Source organism: Luteimonas sp. MC1572 (assembly GCF_016615815.1).
GTDB lineage: Bacteria > Pseudomonadota > Gammaproteobacteria > Xanthomonadales > Xanthomonadaceae > Luteimonas.
In genome coordinates this window covers 1,001,932-1,023,505 of sequence record NZ_CP067112.1, presented here as the reverse complement: position 1 = coordinate 1,023,505, position 21,574 = coordinate 1,001,932, and the positions used below count along the sequence as shown (strand labels likewise).

At 70.3% G+C, this 21,574-nt stretch carries 19 protein-coding genes and 1 pseudogene; 8 read left to right on the top strand and 12 right to left on the bottom strand.

The window, feature by feature from the left end; translation table 11 throughout:
• Positions 1 to 142: 142 nt before the first annotated feature.
• Both uvrA and JGR64_RS04670 read left to right on the top strand, forming a co-directional pair.
• A complete protein-coding gene (gene uvrA / locus JGR64_RS04675) occupies positions 143 to 3,079 on the top strand; it encodes an excinuclease ABC subunit UvrA (protein WP_199375398.1) in 2,937 nt (978 codons plus the stop codon).
• Positions 3,076 to 3,495, top strand: a complete 420-nt coding sequence (locus tag JGR64_RS04670) for a thioesterase family protein (protein WP_199375397.1) — start codon at positions 3,076 to 3,078, stop codon at positions 3,493 to 3,495. Before uvrA ends, JGR64_RS04670 begins: the two co-directional genes overlap by 4 nt.
• Before the next feature lie 14 nt (positions 3,496 to 3,509).
• Here JGR64_RS04670 and JGR64_RS04665 read toward each other — a convergent pair whose 3' ends face one another.
• The 7 genes from JGR64_RS04665 to JGR64_RS04635 all read right to left on the bottom strand — a co-directional run bounded on the left by JGR64_RS04665 (position 3,510) and on the right by JGR64_RS04635 (position 9,821).
• Positions 3,510 to 4,898 carry a sigma-54 dependent transcriptional regulator gene (locus JGR64_RS04665; protein ID WP_199375396.1) on the bottom strand — a complete coding sequence of 463 codons (1,389 nt, stop codon included), beginning with the start codon at positions 4,896 to 4,898 and terminating at the stop codon, positions 3,510 to 3,512.
• Between the two features lie 119 nt (positions 4,899 to 5,017).
• Positions 5,018 to 6,385, bottom strand: coding sequence for an acetate kinase (locus JGR64_RS04660; RefSeq protein WP_199375395.1), 1,368 nt, complete (start codon positions 6,383 to 6,385; stop codon positions 5,018 to 5,020).
• 20 nt (positions 6,386 to 6,405) lie between these two features.
• Entirely contained in the window at positions 6,406 to 6,921 is a 516-nt protein-coding gene (locus JGR64_RS04655; protein ID WP_199375394.1) for a hypothetical protein, read from the bottom strand.
• A 2-nt stretch (positions 6,922 to 6,923) separates the two neighbouring features.
• The gene (locus JGR64_RS04650) at positions 6,924 to 7,583 is read right to left on the bottom strand and encodes a C39 family peptidase (protein ID WP_199375393.1); all 660 of its coding nucleotides are present in this window, start codon (positions 7,581 to 7,583) and stop codon (positions 6,924 to 6,926) included.
• A gap of 44 nt (positions 7,584 to 7,627) precedes the next feature.
• Positions 7,628 to 7,972: a hypothetical protein gene (locus tag JGR64_RS04645; protein ID WP_199471952.1), complete on the bottom strand. Its 345-nt coding sequence runs from the start codon at positions 7,970 to 7,972 to the stop codon at positions 7,628 to 7,630.
• Between the two features lie 74 nt (positions 7,973 to 8,046).
• Complete coding sequence (locus JGR64_RS04640) at positions 8,047 to 8,982, bottom strand: hypothetical protein (protein ID WP_199375391.1); 936 nt, start codon at positions 8,980 to 8,982, stop codon at positions 8,047 to 8,049.
• A 380-nt stretch (positions 8,983 to 9,362) separates the two neighbouring features.
• Positions 9,363 to 9,821 (bottom strand): copper chaperone PCu(A)C, encoded by a 459-nt coding sequence (locus JGR64_RS04635; protein WP_199375390.1) that lies wholly within the window; start codon positions 9,819 to 9,821, stop codon positions 9,363 to 9,365.
• Between the two features lie 27 nt (positions 9,822 to 9,848).
• On the opposite strand from JGR64_RS04635, the gene JGR64_RS04630 reads away from it, so the two are divergent.
• Positions 9,849 to 10,625, top strand: coding sequence for an enoyl-CoA hydratase/isomerase family protein (locus JGR64_RS04630; protein WP_199375389.1), 777 nt, complete (start codon positions 9,849 to 9,851; stop codon positions 10,623 to 10,625).
• Positions 10,626 to 10,628: 3 nt separating this feature from the next.
• Here JGR64_RS04630 and JGR64_RS04625 read toward each other — a convergent pair whose 3' ends face one another.
• The 3 genes and pseudogenes from JGR64_RS04625 to JGR64_RS04615 all read right to left on the bottom strand — a co-directional run bounded on the left by JGR64_RS04625 (position 10,629) and on the right by JGR64_RS04615 (position 13,170).
• Positions 10,629 to 11,504 carry a sulfurtransferase gene (locus tag JGR64_RS04625; RefSeq protein ID WP_199375388.1) on the bottom strand — a complete coding sequence of 292 codons (876 nt, stop codon included), beginning with the start codon at positions 11,502 to 11,504 and terminating at the stop codon, positions 10,629 to 10,631.
• Positions 11,504 to 12,321 (bottom strand): annotated as a pseudogene (locus tag JGR64_RS04620) (CoA pyrophosphatase). Before JGR64_RS04620 ends, JGR64_RS04625 begins: the two are co-directional and overlap by 1 nt.
• A 138-nt stretch (positions 12,322 to 12,459) precedes the next feature.
• On the bottom strand, positions 12,460 to 13,170 hold the full coding sequence (locus tag JGR64_RS04615) for an FKBP-type peptidyl-prolyl cis-trans isomerase N-terminal domain-containing protein (protein ID WP_199375387.1): 711 nt from the start codon (positions 13,168 to 13,170) through the stop codon (positions 12,460 to 12,462).
• Between the two features lie 182 nt (positions 13,171 to 13,352).
• On the opposite strand from JGR64_RS04615, the gene JGR64_RS04610 reads away from it, so the two are divergent.
• From JGR64_RS04610 to nth, 3 genes are read left to right on the top strand one after another with little or no spacing between them, the layout of a single operon-like run.
• On the top strand, positions 13,353 to 14,135 hold the full coding sequence (locus tag JGR64_RS04610; RefSeq protein ID WP_199375386.1) for an enoyl-CoA hydratase-related protein: 783 nt from the start codon (positions 13,353 to 13,355) through the stop codon (positions 14,133 to 14,135).
• 53 nt (positions 14,136 to 14,188) lie between these two features.
• Positions 14,189 to 14,557 carry a hypothetical protein gene (locus tag JGR64_RS04605; protein ID WP_199375721.1) on the top strand — a complete coding sequence of 123 codons (369 nt, stop codon included), beginning with the start codon at positions 14,189 to 14,191 and terminating at the stop codon, positions 14,555 to 14,557.
• A gap of 26 nt (positions 14,558 to 14,583) precedes the next feature.
• Complete coding sequence (nth, locus tag JGR64_RS04600; RefSeq protein WP_199375385.1) at positions 14,584 to 15,228, top strand: endonuclease III; 645 nt, start codon at positions 14,584 to 14,586, stop codon at positions 15,226 to 15,228.
• Positions 15,229 to 15,249: 21 nt separating this feature from the next.
• On the opposite strand, the gene JGR64_RS04595 is transcribed toward nth, so the two are convergent.
• A complete protein-coding gene (locus JGR64_RS04595; protein ID WP_199375384.1) occupies positions 15,250 to 15,933 on the bottom strand; it encodes a TonB family protein in 684 nt (227 codons plus the stop codon).
• A 141-nt stretch (positions 15,934 to 16,074) separates the two neighbouring features.
• A complete protein-coding gene (locus JGR64_RS04590; protein WP_199375383.1) occupies positions 16,075 to 16,926 on the bottom strand; it encodes a 2OG-Fe(II) oxygenase in 852 nt (283 codons plus the stop codon).
• A gap of 266 nt (positions 16,927 to 17,192) precedes the next feature.
• Between JGR64_RS04590 and JGR64_RS04585 the strand changes: the two genes are divergently transcribed.
• The gene (locus JGR64_RS04585; RefSeq protein WP_199375382.1) at positions 17,193 to 18,656 is read left to right on the top strand and encodes a hypothetical protein; all 1,464 of its coding nucleotides are present in this window, start codon (positions 17,193 to 17,195) and stop codon (positions 18,654 to 18,656) included.
• Between the two features lie 102 nt (positions 18,657 to 18,758).
• The gene (locus JGR64_RS04580; RefSeq protein WP_199375381.1) at positions 18,759 to 21,464 is read left to right on the top strand and encodes a TonB-dependent receptor; all 2,706 of its coding nucleotides are present in this window, start codon (positions 18,759 to 18,761) and stop codon (positions 21,462 to 21,464) included.
• The last annotated feature ends 110 nt before the right edge of the window (positions 21,465 to 21,574 follow it).

Below are 21,574 nucleotides of genomic sequence, written 5' to 3'. Positions count from 1 at the left end.
TTGCTGCCCCGGGCAAGCCGCGCCGGCACGCCGCCAGGCGCTGGCAATCCGCGGATTTGCCCCCAAATACCCGGCTCGGTAGGCTGCCTGATTGCCCTGCCCGTCCTGTCCCACTCCCCCTGCCCCACCCGGACCCCACCCGATGGCGATGGACTACATCCGCATCCGCGGCGCACGTACCCACAACCTCAAGAACATCGACCTCGACCTGCCGCGCGACAAGCTGATCGTGGTCACCGGCCTGTCCGGATCGGGCAAGTCGTCGCTCGCGTTCGACACCATCTACGCCGAAGGCCAGCGCCGCTACGTCGAGTCGCTCTCCGCGTATGCGCGGCAGTTCCTGAGCGTGATGGAAAAACCCGATATCGACCACATCGAGGGCCTGTCGCCGGCGATCGCGATCGAGCAGAAGTCGACCTCGCACAACCCGCGCTCCACCGTCGGCACGATCACCGAGATCTACGACTACCTGCGCCTGCTGTACGCGCGCGTGGGCCAGCCGCGCTGCCCCGACCACCACTATCCGCTGGAAGCGCAGATCGTCAGCCAGATGGTCGACCAGGTGCTGGCGCTCGATCCCGACCGTCGCTGGATGCTGCTTGCCCCGGTGGTGCGCGAGCGCAAGGGTGAGCACGCGCAGGTGTTCGAGCAGCTGCGCGCCCAGGGCTACGTGCGGGTGCGCGTCGACGGCGCACTGTACGAGCTCGACGCCGTGCCGCCGCTTGCGCTGCGCCAGAAGCACACCATCGAAGCGGTGATCGACCGCTTCAAGGTGCGTGACGACATCGGCCAGCGGCTGGCGGAATCGTTCGAGACCGCGCTCAAGCTCGGTGACGGGATGGCCGAGGTGCGCGCGCTGGACGGCGAGGACGTCCCGCCGCTGCTGTTCTCGTCGCGCTACAGCTGCCCGGTGTGCGACTACGCGCTGCCGGAGCTGGAGCCGCGCCTGTTTTCGTTCAACGCGCCCGCCGGCGCGTGCCCGACCTGCGACGGGCTCGGCGTGAGCCAGTTCTTCGACCCGGTGCGCGTGGTGGTGCATCCGGAGCTCAGCCTCGCCGCCGGCGCGGTGCGCGGCTGGGACCGCCGCAACCACTACTACTTCCAGCTGATCGCGTCGCTGGCCAGGCACTACGGCTTCGACGTCGACACCCGCTGGCAGGAGCTTCCCGAAGACGTGCGCGAGGCGGTGCTGTTCGGCAGCGGCAAGGACCTCATCGGCTTCACCTACGTCACCGAAGGCGGCGCGCGCAGCCAGCGCCGCCACCGTTTCGAGGGCGTGGTGCCCAACCTCGAGCGCCGCTACCGCGAGACCGAATCGGCGGCGGTGCGCGAGGAGCTGTCCAAGTACATCAGCGAGCGCGCCTGCCCCGACTGCGGCGGCGCGCGCCTGAACCGTTCGGCGCGCAACGTGTTCGTGGCCGAACGGCCGCTGTCGTCGCTGGTGGTGCTGCCGATCGACGAGGCGCTGCGCTTCTTCACCGGCCTGGAGCTTCCGGGCTGGCGGGGCGAAGTGGCCAGCCGCATCGTCAAGGAGATCCGCGAACGGCTGGGCTTCCTGGTGGATGTCGGCCTCGACTACCTGACCCTGGAGCGCAAGGCCGATTCGCTGTCCGGCGGCGAGGCCCAGCGCATCCGTCTGGCCAGCCAGATCGGTGCCGGCCTGGTGGGCGTGATGTACGTGCTCGATGAACCCTCCATCGGCCTGCACCAGCGCGACAACGAGCGACTGCTGGGCACGCTGGTGCGCCTGCGCGACCTCGGCAACACGGTGATCGTGGTCGAGCATGACGAAGAAGCGATCCGCCTGGCCGACCACATCGTCGACATCGGCCCCGGTGCCGGCGTGCATGGCGGCGAAGTCGTCGCCGAAGGGAGCTACGCGGACATCCTCAAGGCGCCGCGCTCGCTGACCGGGCAGTTCCTGTCAGGCAAGCGCCGGATCGAAGTGCCCGCGCTGCGCCACAAGGCCAATCCGAAGATGCTGCTGACGCTGCGCGGCGCGTCCGGCAACAACCTGAAGGACGTCGACCTGACCATCCCCTCGGGGCTGTTCACCGCGATCACCGGCGTGTCCGGCTCCGGCAAGTCCACGCTCATCAACGACACCCTGTACGCGCTGGCCGCCAACGAGATCAATGGCGCCTCGCACACGCCGTCGCCGGTGCGCGAGGTCCAGGGCCTGGACCTGTTCGACAAGGTGGTCGACATCGACCAGTCGCCGATCGGGCGCACGCCGCGCTCCAATCCGGCCACCTACACCGGCCTGTTCACGCCGCTGCGCGAGCTGTTCGCGCAGGTGCCCGAGGCGCGCGCGCGCGGTTACGGCCCGGGGCGCTTCAGCTTCAACGTGCGCGGCGGCCGCTGCGAGGCCTGCCAGGGCGACGGCCTGATCAAGGTCGAGATGCACTTCCTGCCCGATGTCTACGTGCCCTGCGACGTGTGCGGCGGCAAGCGCTACAACCGCGAGACGCTGGACGTGCTCTACAAGGGCCACAACATCCACCAGGTGCTGGAAATGACCGTGGAGGCCGCGCTCGACCTGTTCCACGCGGTGCCGTCGATCGCGCGCAAGCTGGAGACGCTGTCCGACGTGGGCCTGAACTACATCAAGCTGGGACAGTCGGCGACGACGCTCTCGGGCGGCGAGGCGCAGCGGGTCAAGCTGTCCAAGGAGCTGTCGCGCCGCGACACCGGGCGCACCCTGTACATCCTCGACGAGCCGACCACCGGACTGCATTTCCACGACATCGAACACCTGCTGGGCGTGCTGCACAAGCTGCGCGACGACGGCAACACGGTGGTGGTGATCGAGCACAACCTGGATGTCATCAAGACCGCCGACTGGGTCATCGACCTCGGCCCCGACGGCGGCCATCGTGGCGGCCAGATCATCGCCCAGGGCACGCCGGAAGAAATCGCCGCAATGCCGCAGTCGCACACCGGGCGCTTCCTCGCCCCGCTGCTCGGCGCGCACGCACACCTGCCGGCGGCGGCCACCGGCGACAAGCCCGCCCCCCTCCGTTCCAGGGGTCGCACCGGCACGCCGACCCGCGGCCGCAAGACAAGGAAGACGACATGAGCCAGGCTTCCGGCGAACACGGCAAGCTGCTCCATCGCATGCCCATCGAACTGCGCTGGCGCGACCTCGACGCGTTCAACCACGTCAACAACTCCAACTTCATGACCTACCTCGAAGAGGCACGGATCCGCTGGTTCGAGACGCTGGGCCAGGAATGGGTGACCGACGAGGTGGCGCCGCTGCTCGCGGCGGTGCAGATGAACTACCGCCAGCCGATTCCCTATCCGTCGTCGATCGTGGTCGAGCTGACCGCCGACCGCGTGGGTACCAGCAGCGTCACCCTCGGCCATCGCATCACCAGCGCCGACGGCGACGTGCTGCACGCCGACGGCCACGTGGTGATGGTGTGGGTGGCGCGCGCCAGCGGCCGGCCCACGGCGCTGCCCGAGGGCGTGCGCAACGTGGCGAGCGGCTGACGGCGCGACGGCGTTCAGCCCGTTCCGGCGACGTCCAGCCTGCTGCCGCGCAGGCCGTGCCGGATCATCAACCGGTACAGCGTGACCCGCGAGATCGCCAGGTCGCGCGCGGCCGCCTGCAGGTGGTGGCCGTTGCGCAGCAGCGCGCGCTCGATCGCCATGCGCTCGCCCTCGCAGCGCGCTTCGGACAGGGTCGTCGGCTCGCATGCCCCGGTGTCGAGACGGAGGTCGCGCGCACTGATCCGTGGCCCCTCGGACATCACCACGGCCTGGCGCACGCGGTTGACGAGCTCGCGCACGTTGCCCGGCCACGCATGGTCGTGGAGCGCGCGCAGTGCGTCGCGGCTGAAACCGCGGGTGCGTCCACCCCCTTCGCGGCCGTGGCGCACCAGCGCCCAGCCGGCGAGCAGCGCGATGTCGGCGCCACGCTCGCGCAGCGGCGGCATGTCCAGCTCGATCACGCGCAGCCGATGGTAGAGGTCCTCACGGAAGCGCCCGGCGGCGACCGCCGCCACCAGGTCCACGTGGGTCGCGCAGATGATCCGCGCGTCGGTGGGAATGTCGTCGTGGCCGCCGAGCCGCTGCAGCGTGCCCTGCTCCAGGAAGCGCAGCAGCGACGCCTGCGATTCCAGCGGCAGGTCGCCGATCTCGTCGAGGAACAGCGTGCCGCCATTGGCCAGCTCGATGCGCCCAAGCTTGCGCTGGTTGGCACCGGTGAAGGCACCGCGCTCGAAGCCGAACAGTTCCGACTGCACCAGGCTTTCCGGGATCGCCCCGCAGTTGATGACGACAAGCGGTCCGGCGTGGCGCGACGAATGGCGATGGATGGCGGTGGCGGCCAGTTCCTTGCCGGTGCCGGTCTCGCCGCTGATGTACACCGGCGCGTCGGTCATGGCGGCACGCTGCATGCGGCGGTACAGCGCCTGCATCGCGGGACTGTCGCCGATCATGCCTTCCGGCCGCGGCGCCACCGGCTGGCCCACGCCGCCGCAGTCACCCAGCCCCGCCATGCCATACGCGTGGCCGAGCACCAGGGCCAGCAGTTCGTCGTGGCAGGGAAGCACCACGTAGTCGTGGCAATGGTCGAGCACCAGCCGCCGGATGCGGTCCAGGTGCAGCTGGCCCTCGGAGATGCCGGCCACCCAGCCGACGCCGCCACAGGCGAGCGCGGGCAGGATGCGGCTGAAGCCGCGCTCGCCAAGCCGGTCGCAGTCGCGCAGGTCGATCAGCCCGACCTGGCAGCGCGGACTGGCGTTGGCCAGGATCCCCAGCACCTGGTCGGGCTCGGTCACCTGGCGCGGTTGCCATCCGCGCTCGACCACGCCCGCTGGAAAACCGTGGTCGTCTCCACCACCCGCGACGACCCAATGGAGAATCTCGCGCACCTCCGCGCTTTTCGGCATGCAATCGCTCCGTACCCGCCCCCCCGGGTCACGCCTCGTTCCCAGTCCACAGCAGTCAACGCGCGCCGTGCGCGCGACCGGACATCGGGCCGCACATCCGGCCCGATGACATTGCCGGTCTAGAACGTGACCGGCAGCCGCAGCGTCAACGACACGTCGGGCGTGTCACGCGTAAGACCGGCGCCGAGCGCGAAGTTCAGGCTGGTCCGGTCGCTGAGGCGGTAGGTGGCGCCGAGCAGCAGCGTGCCCAGCACGACGCGCACCGAACCGGGCATGTCGTGCCCGTTCTGGCGCGCGCGGCCGACGATGCTGTGGTCATAGCCGATGCTGATCGCGGCCTTCTCGTTGAGCGCCAGCCCCATGCCGATGTTGAAGCCGAGGATGTCACCCGGATCGACCTCGCCGATGAACTCCGTCGTGGTCTGCGGGAAGCCCTCCGGTGCGCCGCTCAGGACCGTGCGCGAGAGGTCATCGCGCGCGAAGTTGTGCAGGTAGCTGAGGCTGCCGAAGAACACCACCGGATCCGACGCATACACCCAGGTGACGCCGGGTTGCAGGGCGGCGAAACCGCTGCCGGTCGGCAGCTCCAGCGGCAGGCCGGTGCCGGTGGCGTTGGACACGCAGCGCGTCACGCAATCGGTGACCACGTCGAACACATCCTTGCCGGTACGCGTCTTGTAGCGCAGCCACAGCACGTAGTACGGATGTTCAGGGCCGCGGTTCGCCAGCTGGTAGCGCGCGCTCAGCTCCACGTCGCCGATGCCGCGGCCGTCGGAGGTGAACACGCTGTCCTGCGCGGTGCCGGTGAAGATCTCGCGGCTGACCGTATCGCCCTTGATGTAGACATACGGCACCCGGGCTTCGACCTCGAAGCGCTTGCCCAGGCCATAGCGCGCGCCGAGCGTCGCGGTCACGCTGGTGGTCTTCACCTGGCGCACGTCGATCAGGCCGATCAGGATCGCCGGGATGATGGTGTACCCGATCAGCGCCACGCGGTCGTTGGCGTAATAACCCGTCTGCAGCGACGGCTCGAGGATCAGCTTGCCCTTCGGCGTCAGCACGCCGGGCTGGTCGAAGATCTGCGCCACCTCGGGCGGCCGGTCGTAGCTTTCCGGCGCCTGGCCCACGCGTGTGTCGGACGGATCGTCGCCGCGCGCCGCTGTCGCGTCCTGCGCCGCTCCCGCCGGCGCCGCCTGGCCTGCCGCGCCGCGGGCGCGGAGGCCATCGAGCGCCAGCGCGTCGACCCCCGAAGCCGCCGCATCCCAGGCGGCCTGCTGGTTCATCACCTGCGTGCGCAGCGCATCGATCTCCCGCGCCTGCGCCTCGACGCGCGCTTCCAGCGCCGAGAGCCTGGCGTCATTGCCGCCCACCGGCGCCGGATCCTGTGCGCGCGCGGCCAGCACCGGCACCAGCGCCAGTGAAATCGCCGCGCTCAGCACAAAACCGCCACGGCGCCGCGGCGCCCGGATCCCAGTCCGCATGTCCATGCCTTGCACTCCCCGATGCCTCACGGTGTACCGATCGCGCCGATGCCGGCGTTGCCCATGGCTTCGCCGAAATTGACCGCCTGCAGCATCCCCAACGCCGTCGTGCCTGCATTGATCGTCGTCATCACGCGGATATCGGCGCCATCAAGCGAGTTCTGCAGCACGAGGCCGGCGCCGCCGCCGCTTGCGACCACGTTGCCGGCGCCCACCTGGACCAGCTGGGTTTCACCCAGGCGCGCGAGCTCCTGGGCCTGCTCGGCCGTGATGTTGGCCACGTCCGGCACATCGATGTGCAGCGATGACACCAACTCGCCGTTGACCCACGCCATGCGCTCGAACCCGAACGACACCAGCAGCCCGGAGGGCAGCACGTACCCGCCGCGCAGGGCATCCAGCCGGTCCGCCTCAAGCGGCGTCCATCCCTCGGGCATGCCATCGGCGGATGCCGCCGGCGGCGACCAGCCGATCGCACCGGTGGCGAGCAGCGCGGTGACCAGCAGATGCCAGAGCCAGCGCCTGGTCGTGAAGGTCTTCATGGCTAGATGTCCCCGGGTCCGCGACGGCTCATCACCACGTCCTGCAGTCCTTGCCGCTGCACGGCGAGGGCGATCGGTGCCAGCGGCGCCGCGCGCCAGTCGCGTGAAGCGTTGAATGCCGCCAGGTCGCGGCGGTTGTGCACCACGAACAACACACGGTTGTCCCACAGCCGCTCCAGGTCGCCCCGCTTGAGCAGCCGCGTGCCGCGTGCCGGGTCGCCGAGCAGGACGCGCCCTTCGCGCATGCCCTTGACCACCACGAAGTGGCGGTAGCCGCGGTCGTTGATGAGGATGATCGCCGGCAGCCCTTCTTCGAGCAGCTTGTCGAGCGGCAACTCGAAGCCGTCGGCCTGGAAGCCCTGCGCGTGCAGGTACTCGCGCATGTCGAGCAGCGAAAAGCCTTCGCGACGGATGCGGGCCTGGTCGCCGGCCGCGTACATCGCCTTGAACACCTCGGCCTCGCCGACCGGCTGGCCGTACTGGAAGGTGAGCAGCGTCGCCACCGCGGCCGAGCCGCAGCTGAAGTCGTATTGCTGGCGGATGGTGGTGCGGTAGCGCGCCTCCTTGAGGCTGGTGACGCGAACCGCGTAGCTGCCGCCATGCGGCACGCGGATCTCGGCCGGGGAGCCTGCCGCGGCGCACGGTGCCGCGACCTGCAGCATGCAGGCAGCTGCCAACACGAGCCCCGGGGCGGCCGCGCGCGGCGTCACGGCGCGGGTCCGCCAAACTGCACGTTGACCGCGGTGCCGTTCTGGATGAGCACGTTGTTGCCGCTGTTCTGGATCACCGTGATGATGCCCGCGGCGTTGCCGAACGCGCCGCCGTCGACCACGTTCTGGCCCGTCACGTTGTCATGCGCGACGTTGCCGCTCACGGTGCCGGCGTTGTCGACTTCGACCAGGATGCCCGGATCCAGGCCGACGTTGCCCGATTGCATCTGCAGCGCGTCGCCGCTGACAGCCGGGCCGAGGCCGGCTACGGCAGCCGCATCCGGTGCCGGTGACGCCAGCGCAACGGCGCCGGCCATGATCAAGATCGTGATTGCAGGCATGAGGAGTGCTCCTGGGCGCAGCGCGGGTGCGCCGCGGTCATGCCGCGGCGCACACATCCGGTCACACGCTCAGGTCACGGACCGGCACCACCGCCCACGCTCAGGTTGGCCTGCACCGTCACGCCCTGCTGGATCAGCGAGGACGCGCCGCTGTTCTGCGCCATCACCATCAGGCCCGCGGCTGCATTGGCCGTGCCGTCCATCGAGTTGGACATGTCGAACGAGCCGGCGTCGGCCCAGGCGTTGCCGCCGCTGCCGCCGTCGCCACCGTCGCCGCCGCTGCCGTCGCCGCCGTTGCCCGCGCCACCGGTGCCGCTGCCGCCGTTGCCGCCAGTGCCCGACGTGGTGCTCGCGTTGCCGCTGCTGCCGGCGTTGCTGGCCGTGGTGGCGCCGCCGGTGGCGGTGGCATCCGCGGTCGCGCTGCTGTCGGACGTGGCCGACGAGTCGGAACTCGCATCGCCGTCCCCGCGCTCCCGCGTGCGCGCGCGGGAATCGGCAGTCGAATCGGAATCCGAGTCGCTGCCCGCGCCGTTCAGGCCGATGGCGCCGGAATCACCGTCGCGCCCGCTGAAGGCAAGCCCGTCACCGCTGTCGCCACCGCTGCCGCCGTCACCGTCGCCGCCGCTGCCGCGCCCACCGTAGCCCTTGCCACCGTCACCGCCGCGCGCGCCATTGGCGTTGCCGCTGTTCTCGGCGTAGTTGCCGATGCCGTACACGAGATTGCCGGTCACCGTCCCTTCCAGGTAGGTCTTGGCGATCGCGCGGTTGCTGTTGAACGAACTGTTGATCTCGGTGGTCGCGCTGCTGTTGTTGACGGCCGATGCGTTGGACAGGCCAAGGCCCAGCGCTGCGTCTGCGTGGTCGCGGTTGTTGCCGCTGCTGTTGTCTTGTTCGTTGATCGCGTTGTTGTCGCCGTCGCCGGCCTCGCTCTGGTCCTGGGCCCAGGCGGACGTGGTCATGCCGATACCCAACAACACCGCCACTGCCATCATGCTCTTACGGATGCGCATCTCGTTCTCCTTGGGGGATGTCGCGCCGTCTCGCGTGGGGAGGTCCGCGTGGATGACGCCACGGACCATCCTTTGCAGGATTGGTGCCAACTGCCCAAGGCAAGATGCAAGGCCATGATTATCATCGGGTTCTTGGCGGCGTACGCGGCGCACGCATGGTCGCAACCGATGTCGGGCGCGCCACGGCGAGCGGAATGTTCCAGTCCTGAAGCACGCGCCGCGTGGCGCGGCCGGCAAACGGCGCGGGGCGGCACGCCAAGAGGCGGAACGTGCCGCATACAACGGCGCGCCGTGCGAGTCCGACGGCATGTTCCACATCCGTACAGGCCCCCGAAAAGGGCCGCCCTTGAAAGCGCGTGCGCCGCCCATCCGCGGCCCATTCAGCGTGTGACGGGCGCCCGGACCTCGAATACGCCCTCGACGGTTCGACCGTCCGCGAGCGTGAACCGCAGCACGGCGCGCTCACCGGTCACCGGCGTGGCAGCGGGTCGCATGAGCATCAGGTGCAGGCCGCCAGGCTTCAGTACCGCCTCGCCACCCGCTGCGATCGCAAGCGACGGCACCGCGCGCATGCGGCTGACGCCGTCGACGAGCGTGGTCTCGTGGATCTCGACGCTGCCAAAGCCTGCTCCCGAGGCCGCAACCACCTGCACCGCGGTCGCACAGGGATTCTCGATGCGCGCGAAGCCGGCCAGCATGGGCATCGGCACCGGTGGCGGCCGCAGCCAGCCTTCGACCACGCGCGGCAGGCAACCGGCGGCGGCGTCCCGCGCCGATGCGGAGGGTGCGAGTGCAAGCAGGGCGAGCGCGAACGGCAGGGTGCGAAGCATCTTGTCCATGTGCCTATGATATCGGCCCGTTCCAACATGAGCATCCGCATGCCGGCCATCATCGACAGCATCCGCCACGACGGCGCCATCATCGAACTGCGGCTTGCGCGGGCGCCGGTCAACGCGCTCAACCCCGAACTGTGCCGGGCGATCGCGGACGCGGTGCCGGCGGCCGTCGCCGCGGGCGCGGCGGGCATCGTGCTGTCGGGCGGGCCGAAGGTGTTCTCCGCCGGGCTCGACGTGCCATACCTGATGTCGTTGCAGTCGCCGGAAGAGGTTGGCGCGGCGTGGACGGAGTTCTTCGCCGCGGCGCGCGCGCTCGCGCAGTCGCCGGTGCCGGTCGCCGCGGCGCTCGCCGGGCACGCGCCCGCCGGTGGCTGCGTGCTGGCGCTGTGCTGCGACTACCGGGTAATGGCGAGCGGCGGTTATCGCATCGGCCTCAACGAGACCCAGGTCGGACTGGTCGCGCCGGAGGGCATCCAGCGACTGCTGCGCCGCGCGGTGGGCATCAACCGCGCCGAACGGCTGCTGGTGGGCGGCGAGCTGGTGGAATCGGAGCGCGCGCTGCAGATCGGCCTGGTCGACGAACTGGCGGAGATCGACGAGGTGGTCGTGCGCGCCCGCGCATGGCTGGAGGCGCTGCTGCAGCTGCCGCGCGAACCGGTGCTGCGTACGCGCGCCATCGCGCGCGCCGACCTGCTCGCGGCGCTGGAACCGGAACACATCGGCCTGGATGGTTTCATCGAGGCCTGGTACGCGCCCGACACCCAGGCCGGCCTGCGCGCGCTGGTCGAGCGCCTCGGCAAGAAGTAACGCTCAGCCGGGGCCGGTCGCCACCGGCCGCGCCGGGTCCTCGATCCAGCCGCTCCACGAGCCGGTGTAAAGGCCGGCACCGTCGAGACCGGCATGTGCCATCGCCAGCAGGTGGTGGCAGGCGGTCACGCCTGAGCCGCACATCGCGACCACGTCGGACGGCGGGCGCCCGTCCAGCAGCGCTCCGAACTCGGTCGCCAACCGGGTGGAGGACTTGAAACGGCCGACCTCGAGGTTGTCCGCGTAGGGCCGGGAGCGTGCGCCCGGAACGTGGCCGGCCACGCGGTCGATCGGCTCCACGTCGCCGCGGAAGCGTTCGCCGGCGCGCGCATCGAGTACCAGACCGCCGGCGGCGAGATGCTCCTGCACGCGCGCGGCATCGAACAGTCGGCTGCGGTCGAAGGCAAACGGTTGCGACTGCGTGGTGGCGACAGCCGGGGACGCGGCATCGAGCGGCAAGCCCTGCGCGCGCCACGCGGCAAGGCCTCCATCGAGCACCGCTACCGCGGCATGCCCGGCGAGGCGCAGCAGGCACCACGCGCGCGCGGCGAACGCGCCGTCGGCGGCGTCGTAGACCACCACCTGGCTGTCCTTGACGATGTCCCACCCCGCCAGCGTGCGCGCGAATGCCGCCTCGTCGGGCCACGGGTGGCGACCGGCGCCAGGCGCGTGCGCTGCCGACAGGTCGCGTTCGAGGTGCGCGTAGTACGCACCCGGAATATGCGCCTCGCGCCAGTCGTCCTCGCCCGAACCGGGTCCGGCTGCGGCTGCGGCTGCCAGCGCGAAGCGCGCATCGAGCACCACGAGCCCGGGCGCGCCCAGGCGTGCAGCGAGCTGATCTGGCGAAACAAGCGTGGTCCAGCTGTCGTGCGGGTTCATCAGCGGCCTCCGGCGGCCTGCAGGCGCTGCCGCAGGTTGTACAGGATGGACGCGGTCGCGCCCCAGATGCGCTGTTCGGGCGCCCGCTGGTGGCGGCGGTATTCGAACACCGCCCGCGCGCGGCCGCCGAACTCGATGGCGATGCTGTCGAGGTTTTCCGGCGCCATCAGCCAGTCCAGCGGCACCTCGAACACATCGGCCACCTCGCCCGGCTGCGGCCGCGGCTCGAAGCCCGCAGGGATGCGCGCCACCACCGGCAGCACGCGGAAGCCGGTTACGGTGGCCAGCGGATCGAGATAGCCGAGCACGCGCGCCTGCGCCGGCGCCAGGCCGATCTCTTCCTCCGCCTCGCGCAGCGCGGCGGCCACCGGGCCATCGTCGCCAGGGTCGACCCGGCCACCGGGGAAGCTGACCTGTCCGGCGTGGTGGCGCAGCCCGTCGTGTCGACGGGTGAGGATGACGCCGGTGTCGCGGTCCCCGATCAACGGCACCAGCACGGCCGCATCGACCAGGCGCACGTCGGCGGGCAACAGGTCATGCAGGTCGTGGAGGTTCCAGGCAGGTCCCGCCGGCACCGCGCCCAGCGGATTGAGCGCCGCCTGCAGCAGGGCATCGGCGGAGGCGGCATCCATCAGCCGCGGCGCGCCTCGCGCGCGGGCAGGACGTCTTCCATCAGCCGCAGGCGCTCGTCGTCGCCCATCGCAAGCCATCCCGCGATCTCGTGGCCGGTGCGGTGGCAGCCGTCGCAATAGCCGTCGTCGGCCATCGTGCAGACGCCGGTGCAGGGACTCAGGACGGCACGGAAAGCGGTGGTCATCGGGATTCCGGGTCTCGGGTCACGCGCGATGCGCGCTGCCCACATGCGAACGCGCCGGCACGAAGGCCGGCGCGTCCAGGTTCACTGCGCGGCCTGGGCCGCGCGTGTTGTCGCCGGGGCGTCGCCGCCCCGTGGCACTTACTTGACGCTGACCAGCTTGACGTCGAACACGACCGCCTGGTTGGCCATGCGGCCGGCGCGCATGTCGCTGCCGTAGGCCTTGCTGCCCGGGATCACGACTTCCCAGCGCGCGCCGGAGGGCATCTGCAGCAGCGCCTCGCGCAGGCCGTCCAGCGGCACCTGGCTCACCTTGAGGGCGACCGGGCCCGGGGTCTGGCCGGCCGGCGCCTGGCTGGTGTCGACCAGCACGGTGCCGTCGGGCAGCGAGCCCTTGTAGGTCAGCTGCACGTCGCTCGCCTGGGTGGGCTTGGCGCCGCTGCCGGCTTCGATGACGCGGTACTGCACGCCGCCCGGGAGTTCCTTGACGCCGGCCTTGGCCTTGTTCTGGGCCAGGAACGCATCGCTGGCGGTCTTGTTGGCGCTGCTCAGCTTGGCGAACTCCGCCTCCATCTTGGCCTGCTGGCGCTTCTGCATGTTCTCGACCGCCACGCGCAGCTGGTCGACGGGGACCGTCGGTTCCTTCTTGGCGTAGGCATCCTGCATGGCCTTGATCACGGTGTTGACGTCAAGCGCCTCGCCGCGCGCGGTGAGATCTGCAAGCTCGGCGCCGGTGTTGTAGCCGATCGCGTAGCTCAGCTTCCCCTTTTCCGAGGTGGTGTCCTGTGCGGCGGCGGAACCGGCGACCAGGGTAAAGGCCGCGATGGCGGCAGCAAGCAGGCGCAACTTCATTCGAGGGACTCTCCGGGATTCGATCTGGTTGGGTCCGAGGCAAACCGGGGCGGTCTGGCCGCCGCGGTGGACACGGTAGGATACTGGGCGCAGTGCTTAACCGCCACTGACGACCTTCCGATCCGACCACGCCTGCGGCGTCGAGTTCCCACGCCCGCAGTGCCGCCGCCAGAGACCCCCGCATGACCGATTCCCTGCTCCTGACCTCCAACCACGGCGCCGTGCGCGTGATTGCCGTCAACCGCCCGGAAAAACTGAATGCGCTGAATCGCGCCACCATGGAGGCGCTGCACGCTGCATTCGACACCGCCGCCGCCGATCCTGCCGTGCGCGCGGTCGTACTCACCGGCAGCGGCGCCAAGGCGTTCGTGGCCGGGGCGGACATCGCCGAGATGGCGGCGCTGAGCGCGGTCGAGGCGCGCGAGTTCTCGCTGGTCGGCCAGCGCCTGATGCGCCGCATCGAGCGCATGCCCAAGCCCGTCGTGGCCATGGTCAACGGCTTCGCGCTGGGCGGTGGCCTGGAGCTGGCGATGTGCTGCCACCTGCGCATCGCCGCCGACAGCGCCAAACTTGGCCTGCCCGAAGTCACGCTCGGCCTGCTGCCCGGCTTCGGTGGTACGCAGCGCCTGCTGCGGCTGTCCGGCCGCGCCGCGGCGCTGGAGCTGACGCTTGGCGGTGCGCCGATCGACGCCGCGCGCGCGCTGGCGCTGGGCCTGGTGAACCGCGTGGTGCCGGCGGCCGAACTCGAAGCCGAAACCATGCAGTTCGCCGCCAAGCTCGCCACCGGCGCTCCGCTGGCCATGCGTGCCATCCTCGACGCCATCCACGTCGGCGGCGAGTGCGCGATCGACGACGGCCTGGAATACGAGAGCGCGCAGTTCGGCCTGGTGTTCTCCACCGACGACGCACGCGAAGGCATGACCGCCTTCCTGGAACGCCGCAAGCCGGCGTTCGAAAACCGCTGAGGCGCGGCGTGTCGGCGGGCACAGGCGACGACAGCAATCCGGGCGCCCGCGCGGTGGATGCGCGCGAGCTGTTGCGGCTGGTGCGGGCCGACGAACTGGATGCCGCCATCGAAGCAGGCCTGGCCCGTTTCGTCCCGTGCGCGACGTTGATCGCCAGCGAAAACGCCGAGCTTGCCGCCGCGCGCGACCGCCTGGTCGTCGCCTGGGCCGCGCGTGAGCGTTACCACGCCCGCGCCGCGCGCCTCGCGCGCCGCGCCGCCGAGCGCAAGGCCGCGCGCGCCGCGCCGCCGCCGCCGTCGCCGGACGCATCGACCGCTGCGCTGCCGGCCGATGGAGAGCAGCCAACGTCGCCGCCCGCACTTCCCGCAGCCGCGGCCGCGGCATTGGCACGCGCCCGTGCGCGCATGGCGGGCAAGCCTTGAGCCCGCCGGAGCGTCGCGGCCGCGTCATGCCCACGACGGCGGTCGGCGAGATGTTCGCGCGGCTGCGGGAACTGAACCCGAAACCGGTCACCGAGCTCGAATACACGACGCCCTACGAGCTGCTGGTCGCGGTGACGCTGTCGGCGCAGGCCACCGACGTGGGCGTCAACAAGGCGACGCGGCGGCTGTTCCCGGTGGCCAACACCCCGGCGGCGATCGCCGCGTTGGGCGAGGACGGACTGAAGCCGTACATCAACACCATCGGCCTGTTCAACGCCAAGGCCGCCAACGTGGCGGCGATGGCGCGGCTTCTGCTCGAGCGCCACGGCGGCGAGGTGCCGCGCACGCGCGAGGCGCTCGAAGCACTGCCCGGCGTCGGCCGCAAGACCGCCAACGTGGTGCTCAACACCGCGTTCGGCGAGCCGACGATGGCCGTCGACACGCACATCTTCCGCGTCGCCAACCGCACGGGACTCGCGCACGGCAAGGACGTGCGCGCGGTCGAGGACCGGCTGCTGCGCCGGGTGCCGCGCGAGTACCTGCACGACGCCCACCACTGGCTGATCCTGCATGGCCGCTACGTGTGCAAGGCGCGTCGGCCCGAATGCCCTGCGTGCGTGTTGCGCGACCTGTGCACGTATCCGGACAAGACGCCCGGGATCGCCGGCTGAAGGGCTACCGGCGGCGCGCGGTCAGCGCGCGGCCTGCGACACCAGCGTGACCCGCGGATCCAGCGGCAGCACGGTCTTGCTGGAGAAGCGCTGGTCGTCCGGCCCGGTCCAGCTGCAGGCCTCGGGCGTCGAATGGGCGCCGAGGTAGCAGACCGGCCACAGCAGCGTCGCCGCCACCGGCGCGCCGCCCACCTCTTCGGTGGCGAACCGCCACTGGCGTGATGCATTGACCGCAGCCGTGGCCATCGCCCGCGACACCGAGCCGGTGGCCGCGTGCACGTCGGCGGCGCGCACGCGGCCGTCGGCAGCGACCTCGAGCTTCAGCACCACCATGCCCTCGTGCCCGGCAAGCTGGTCGCGCATCGGATAGTCCGGCGCAGTGGTCGCGGCGAGCGCCGGACCGGTGGTCGCCGACACCACGCTGTAGCCGCCGGGTTCGCCCTGTGCGTCGTCCACGACCACGCGCAGATAGGTGCGGGCGGCGGCGCCGGCCTGGTCGACCGGGCCCGGATGGAACACCCAGGCGCGGATCTCGTCGGCCAGCGCGTCGGTCACCGCACCGGGCACGGCGCCATGCGGCGCGAGCCGGGTGATGTGGCCGTCGGCATCGAGGTCCAGCACGAAGGTGTGGACCTGCTGCGCGGCGTGCGCGGAAGCGACCGGCAGGACCAGGGCGAGGAGAAGTGGAATCGCTGTGCGTTGCATGTTGGTGCTCCCGCGCCGCAGCGCATCGGATGAATGCACCCGATGACACTATGTCCGCGCCCGCAGTGGGTTACACCGTTATGACAAGCCCTGTTTGTGGCGATGGACGGCATCGTTCCGCCGACAGGCGGTCAAGCAGCGTCATGCGTGGCGGCCGATGCGCAGCCATTTGGTTGCCACCCACTTCTCGCCCTCGACCACCGGCGCGCCGCCGTGCAGCGTGCCCGTCATCGGGTGCGGCCGATCGTAGGCGAAGAACACCGCGTTGCCCTTGACCGCAGCGACCTCGAAGCGCGCGTCGGGAAACGTGGTCGCGCCGCCGCGCGCCGGGGTGTTGAGGTACATCACGATCGAGGCCACGCGCTGGCCGCCGCGCGCCAGTGCCACGTGCGCGCCCGGGGTGGCGGGGTCGAAATAGTCGTAGTGCGGGCGGTATTCGGCACCCGGGCCATAGCGCAGCAGCTGCAGGCCTTCGCCATTCTCCAGCGGCCAGTCGACCAGTGCCGCGAGGCGCTGCTCGATGCGCGCGCACAACGCGTTCTCCCCACGCCGGAAGAACATGCCTTCGCTGGTGCGCGCCGGGTGCGCCTGGTCGGCGCCGGTCTCCGGGTCGAACACCGGCGAGGGCGCCAGCCGTTCGCGGCCCAGCGCCACCAGCGCATCGCATTCGTCGTCCGACAGCACGCCGCCGAACACCACCACGCGCGGATGCAGCAGGTTGGCCAGCACCGCGACCTCGCGGTCGCCCGCATCGATGAGCGACGGCCCGTTGAGGACGATCGGCGACGGCACCTTCTGCGGCAGTGGCAGTCCGTGATCGAGCGCGTGCGCGTCGAGGTGGCCGCGCATCGCGTCCTCGATCGCCACCGCCGCCGCATCGCCGTCCCAGCCGCGCCCGACCATGTTGTCGAGGACGTCTTCCGGCGAGGCGCCGCAGCGCACGCGATCCAGCAGCCACTGCACGAGTGCGGCGTCGACGACGGGTGTGTCCATGGCTTCGTGATGTTCGGGGCGGTGGCCTCCTAGGAGGCCGTGGAGATGTGACGGAACGATGACGCGGAGCGAACCGACTCACGACCCGGACGCAGCGCGCAATGCGAAACCAAGACAGCCGCATGAATGAAAGAAAGCTGTCATCGACGCTGCCTATCTTGGCCTCCGATCCGTCCGCCCCGCAGCGGCGCGACGACCCGCGACACAACGCGCGCCGCCAGGCTCGCCCGCCTTCGCCAGCGTCAACTTCCTCCCGGAGAGAACCGATGTCCATGCGCCAAAGCTCCAAGGCCCTTCTCACGACTTTCGGCGCGGTGCTCGCGCTCAGCGCCTGCGGAGGCGGTGCCGACCGCGTCGCCTCGCCGGGTGAGGGTGCGTTCCCGCCGCCGCCGCCGACCGCGCCGCCGCCGCCGCCGACCACCCCTCCGCCGCCGCCGCCGACCGGTGGCCCCGCGGCCGACTGCCCCACCGGCTTCACCAACATCGGCACCGTCGCCGACGGCGCGCTGCGCGCCTGCCGCCTGCCCGAGCGCATCGTCGGCAACCTGCTGGTCCCGGAGCGCGCCGGCACCGTGTACGCCATCAGCGGCCGCGTCGCGGTCGGCGACGACCAGGGTGGCGACATCAACAACGAAGCCCCCGGTGCCCAGGAAGGCGTGCTCACCATCGAACCGGGCGTGACCCTGTACGGCTCCGCCGGCGCCGACCTGCTGGTCGTCAACCGCGGCTCGCAGATCTATGCCCAGGGCACGGCCACCAAGCCGATCACCCTCACCGCACGCGCCGACATCGAAGGCCAGACCAACGCCAATTCGATCGGCCTGTGGGGCGGCCTGGTGCTGCTCGGCCGCGCGCCGATCAACGCCTGCCCGGGCACCACGGTCTCCGGCACGCCTGAGTGCCAGGCGACCATCGAAGGCACCGACGGCTTCTACGGCGGCAACGCGCCGCGCGACAACTCCGGCATCGTCAAGTACCTGCGCGTCAAGCACTCGGGCTTCGAGGTCACGCCGAACAACGAACTCAACGGCATCACCCTCGGTGGCGTGGGCGACGGCACGGTGTTCGAGTACGTGCAGGTGCACAACAGCTCCGATGACGGCATCGAGTGGTTCGGTGGCACGGTCAACGGCCGCTACATCGTGGTCACCGGCGCCGACGACGACAGCCTCGACACCGACACCGGCTGGAACGGCTCGCTGCAGTACGGCATCGTCATCCAGCGCGCCACCGGCGGCGACCGCATGAACGAGTGGTCGAGCATCCGCCGCGAGCCTTACTCGAACCCGAAGGTCGCCAACTTCACCTACGTCGGCCGCGCCGGCGGCGGCGCCGCGATCACCCTCAACCAGGGCACCCAGGCCGCGTTCTACAACACCGTGGTCACCCGTCCCGCCGGCGGCACCGGTGCCGGGCTGCAGTGCCTGAGCATCTCGGACGAAAACACCACCGGCACCTTCGGCTCGGTGTTCTTCTCCTGCCCGACGGCGTTCGCCGACGCGCGCGCCGAGACAGCGTTCACCTCCGGCACCGGCAACGTGGTGGGCACTTCGAGCCTCGCCAACGTGTTCGTCAACGGCGCCAACGAGACCGCAGTCGCGGCCTACCAGGGCCTGACCTCGGTGGACAGTTTCTTCCAGCAGGTCGACTACATCGGCGGCGTCCGCAACGCCGGCGACACCTGGTGGCAGGGCTGGACCTGCGGCCTGACGGCCGACACGTCCTGCTGACGGACTGATGCCACACCGCATCACGTCGACCCGGGGCGGCCATGACGGCCGCCCCGCGTTCCATCCAGGCCGCAACCGGCACCGCACAGCGAAGGTCACCACATGAAACGCACCCCGTCACGCAGCGGCCTGTCCGTCGCGATCACCACCCTGCTCGCCTGCCAGGTCGCGTGGGCCCAGCAGCCTGCCCCGCCACGTGGTGACGCCGCCGCCATTCCGGCGCAGGCCACCATCGTGCAGGCCACGCTCGCGCAGGCGGCCGGCACGCAGGACGCGGCCGCGCAGGCGGCGTCCACGCCGGCCCAGCTCGACGCGGTCGAGGTGCGCGGCGAATACATCCCCGAGCCGATGCTGCAGACCGCGGAAGTCGCCTCGTTCATCACCCGCGACGACTTCGAACGCACCGGTGACGGCGACGCCGCCGCGGCGCTGGCGCGGGTTTCCGGCGTGAGCATCGTCGACGACAAGTTCGTCTATGTGCGCGGCCTCGGCGAACGCTACTCCTCGGCGCTGCTCAACGGCTCGCCGCTGCCCAGCCCGGAGCCGATGCAGCGCGTGGTGCCGCTGGACCTGTTCCCGGCCGAGGTGCTGCAGGGCATGACCGTGCAGAAGACCTATTCGGCGAAGTACCCGGGCGAGTTCGGCGGCGGCATCATCGACCTGCAATCGCTGACCATCCCCGATGCGCCGTTCTTCAAGGTGAGCGTCGGCGGCGGCGGCAACAGCGTCACCACCGGCGAGAAGGGCCTGACCTATTACGGCTCGGAGGATGACTGGTCGGGGTATGACGACGGCACCCGCAAGATGCCGCGCGCGCTGCAGGATGCGATGGCCACCGGCCAGCGCGTGGACCTGGGCAATTTTAGCCGCGAGGACATCCGCCGCATCGGCCGCAGCTTCCAGAACGCCAACCTGAACCTGCTGCAGGAAAACGACAGCATTGATCCGGACGGCAACGTCGGCGCCAGCGCTGGCTACACGGCCGAGATGGGCGAGGACGCGCGCATCGGCTTCATCGCCGTGGCCGGGTTCGAGAACGAATGGCGCACCCGCTTCGGCGACCAGCAGCAGGGCGTCTTCGTCGGCGACGTCGTCGAGTACGACTCCGACTACGAGTTCCTCTCCACCCAGAACAACGCACGCACCAACGTCATGCTCGGTGCCGGCTACGAGTGGGGCGGCAACAGGATCGGCCTCACCAGCCTGTACGTGCACGACACCATCAAGGAAGCGCGCAGCCGCTTCGGCGCGGACAACCTCGCCGGCTTCGAGGCGCGCGACGACTACACCGAGTGGTTCGAGCGCGAGCTGCTCAACCACCAGCTCACCGGCAGCCATGCCTTCGGCGAATACGACGACCTGAAGGTCGATTGGCGCGCCGCCACCGCGCGCGCCACGCGCGACATGCCCTACGAAAAGGGCATCCGCTACGAGAACGTCGACGGCTTCTGGAGCCACGACGCCTCGCGCGTGCAGAACTACACCCGCTTCAGCGCGGTCGAGGACACCGTCGACAGCGCCGGCGTCGACGTCACCTGGCGCCTGCCGGTCGAGCGCGACCTGACGCTCGGCTTCGGCGGCGCGTACATGGACAACGAGCGCAACGCCTGGGCCCGCGAGTTCAAGTTCCTCGCCCTCGACGGCGCCCTGCCGTTCCACAACCGCTACCAGCGCCCCGACTACCTGTTCTCAGACTACAACCTCAGCCAGGACCTGCTGCGGCTGCGCGAGACCACCGGCGGGTTCGGCGCCTCGGCCTATGACGCGTCGCTCGAGGTCAAGGCGCTGTACCTGCAGGCCGAAGGCGAGATCACGCCCAACCTGCGCGCCACCGTGGGCGTGCGCTATGAGGACGCGACCCAGTCGGTGACCCCGTACGACGTGATCACCGGTGTCGCCCAGGCCTCCCCGGCGCCGCTGGAGAACGATTACTTCCTGCCGGCGCTCACCCTGACCTGGAACATCGCCGACAACCGCCAGCTGCGCTTCGGTGCCTCGCGCACCATCGCCCGCCCGCAGTTCCGCGAGATGGCGCCGCAGCAGTACAGCGATCCCGACAGCTTCCGCCAGTACTACGGCAACCCGTACCTGGTGGACAGCGAGCTGACCAACTTCGACCTGCGCCATGAGTGGTTCTTCGGCTCCGGCGAGTACTTCACGGTCGGCGCGTTCCACAAGACCATCGACAAGCCGATCGAGACCAACATCAACGTGGGCGGCGGCGGCACCATCTTCCAGAGCTTCCTCAACGCACCGGAGGCCACGGTCTACGGCGCCGAGGTGGAGTTCAAGAAGTACTTCGACGACGTGTTCGCCGCCGACTGGTGGGGCGCGAACCGCCTGTACCTGGCGACCAACTACACCTGGTCGCAGTCCGAGGTGAATGCCGACGAAGGCGACACGGTGCAGCCCTTCGGCTACCCGGCGCCGGTGGACGCACGGCTGTTCGTGCGCGACGGCAGCGACATGCAGGGACAGTCCGAGCACATCGCCAACCTGCAGTTCGGCGTCGAGAACGAGGCCACCGGCCTGCAGGCCACGCTGATCGCCAACCATGTCAGCGAGCGCGTCTCCGCGCGTGGCCGCCCGGGCCAGCCCGACTACATGCAGGAGCCGGGCACCACGCTCGATTTCGTGTTGCGCAAGGGCTTCAACCTCGGCGACACCGCGATGACCCTGGGTTTTGCCGCGCGCAACATCCTCGACACGGAGTTCGACGAGTACCAGGAGCGCGGCGGGCAGAAGGTGCACGTGCTGCGCTACGACCCGGGCGTGACGTATTCGGTGAGCCTGTCCGCCGAGTTCTGAGCACTGCATCGCCTGACAGGGGCGGGGCCGCGAGGCCCCGCCCTTTTGCGTTTCCTGCAGGCTTGCGACGGTTTCGTGTCAGTTGAAACCGGATTGTCACCAAACGTTCG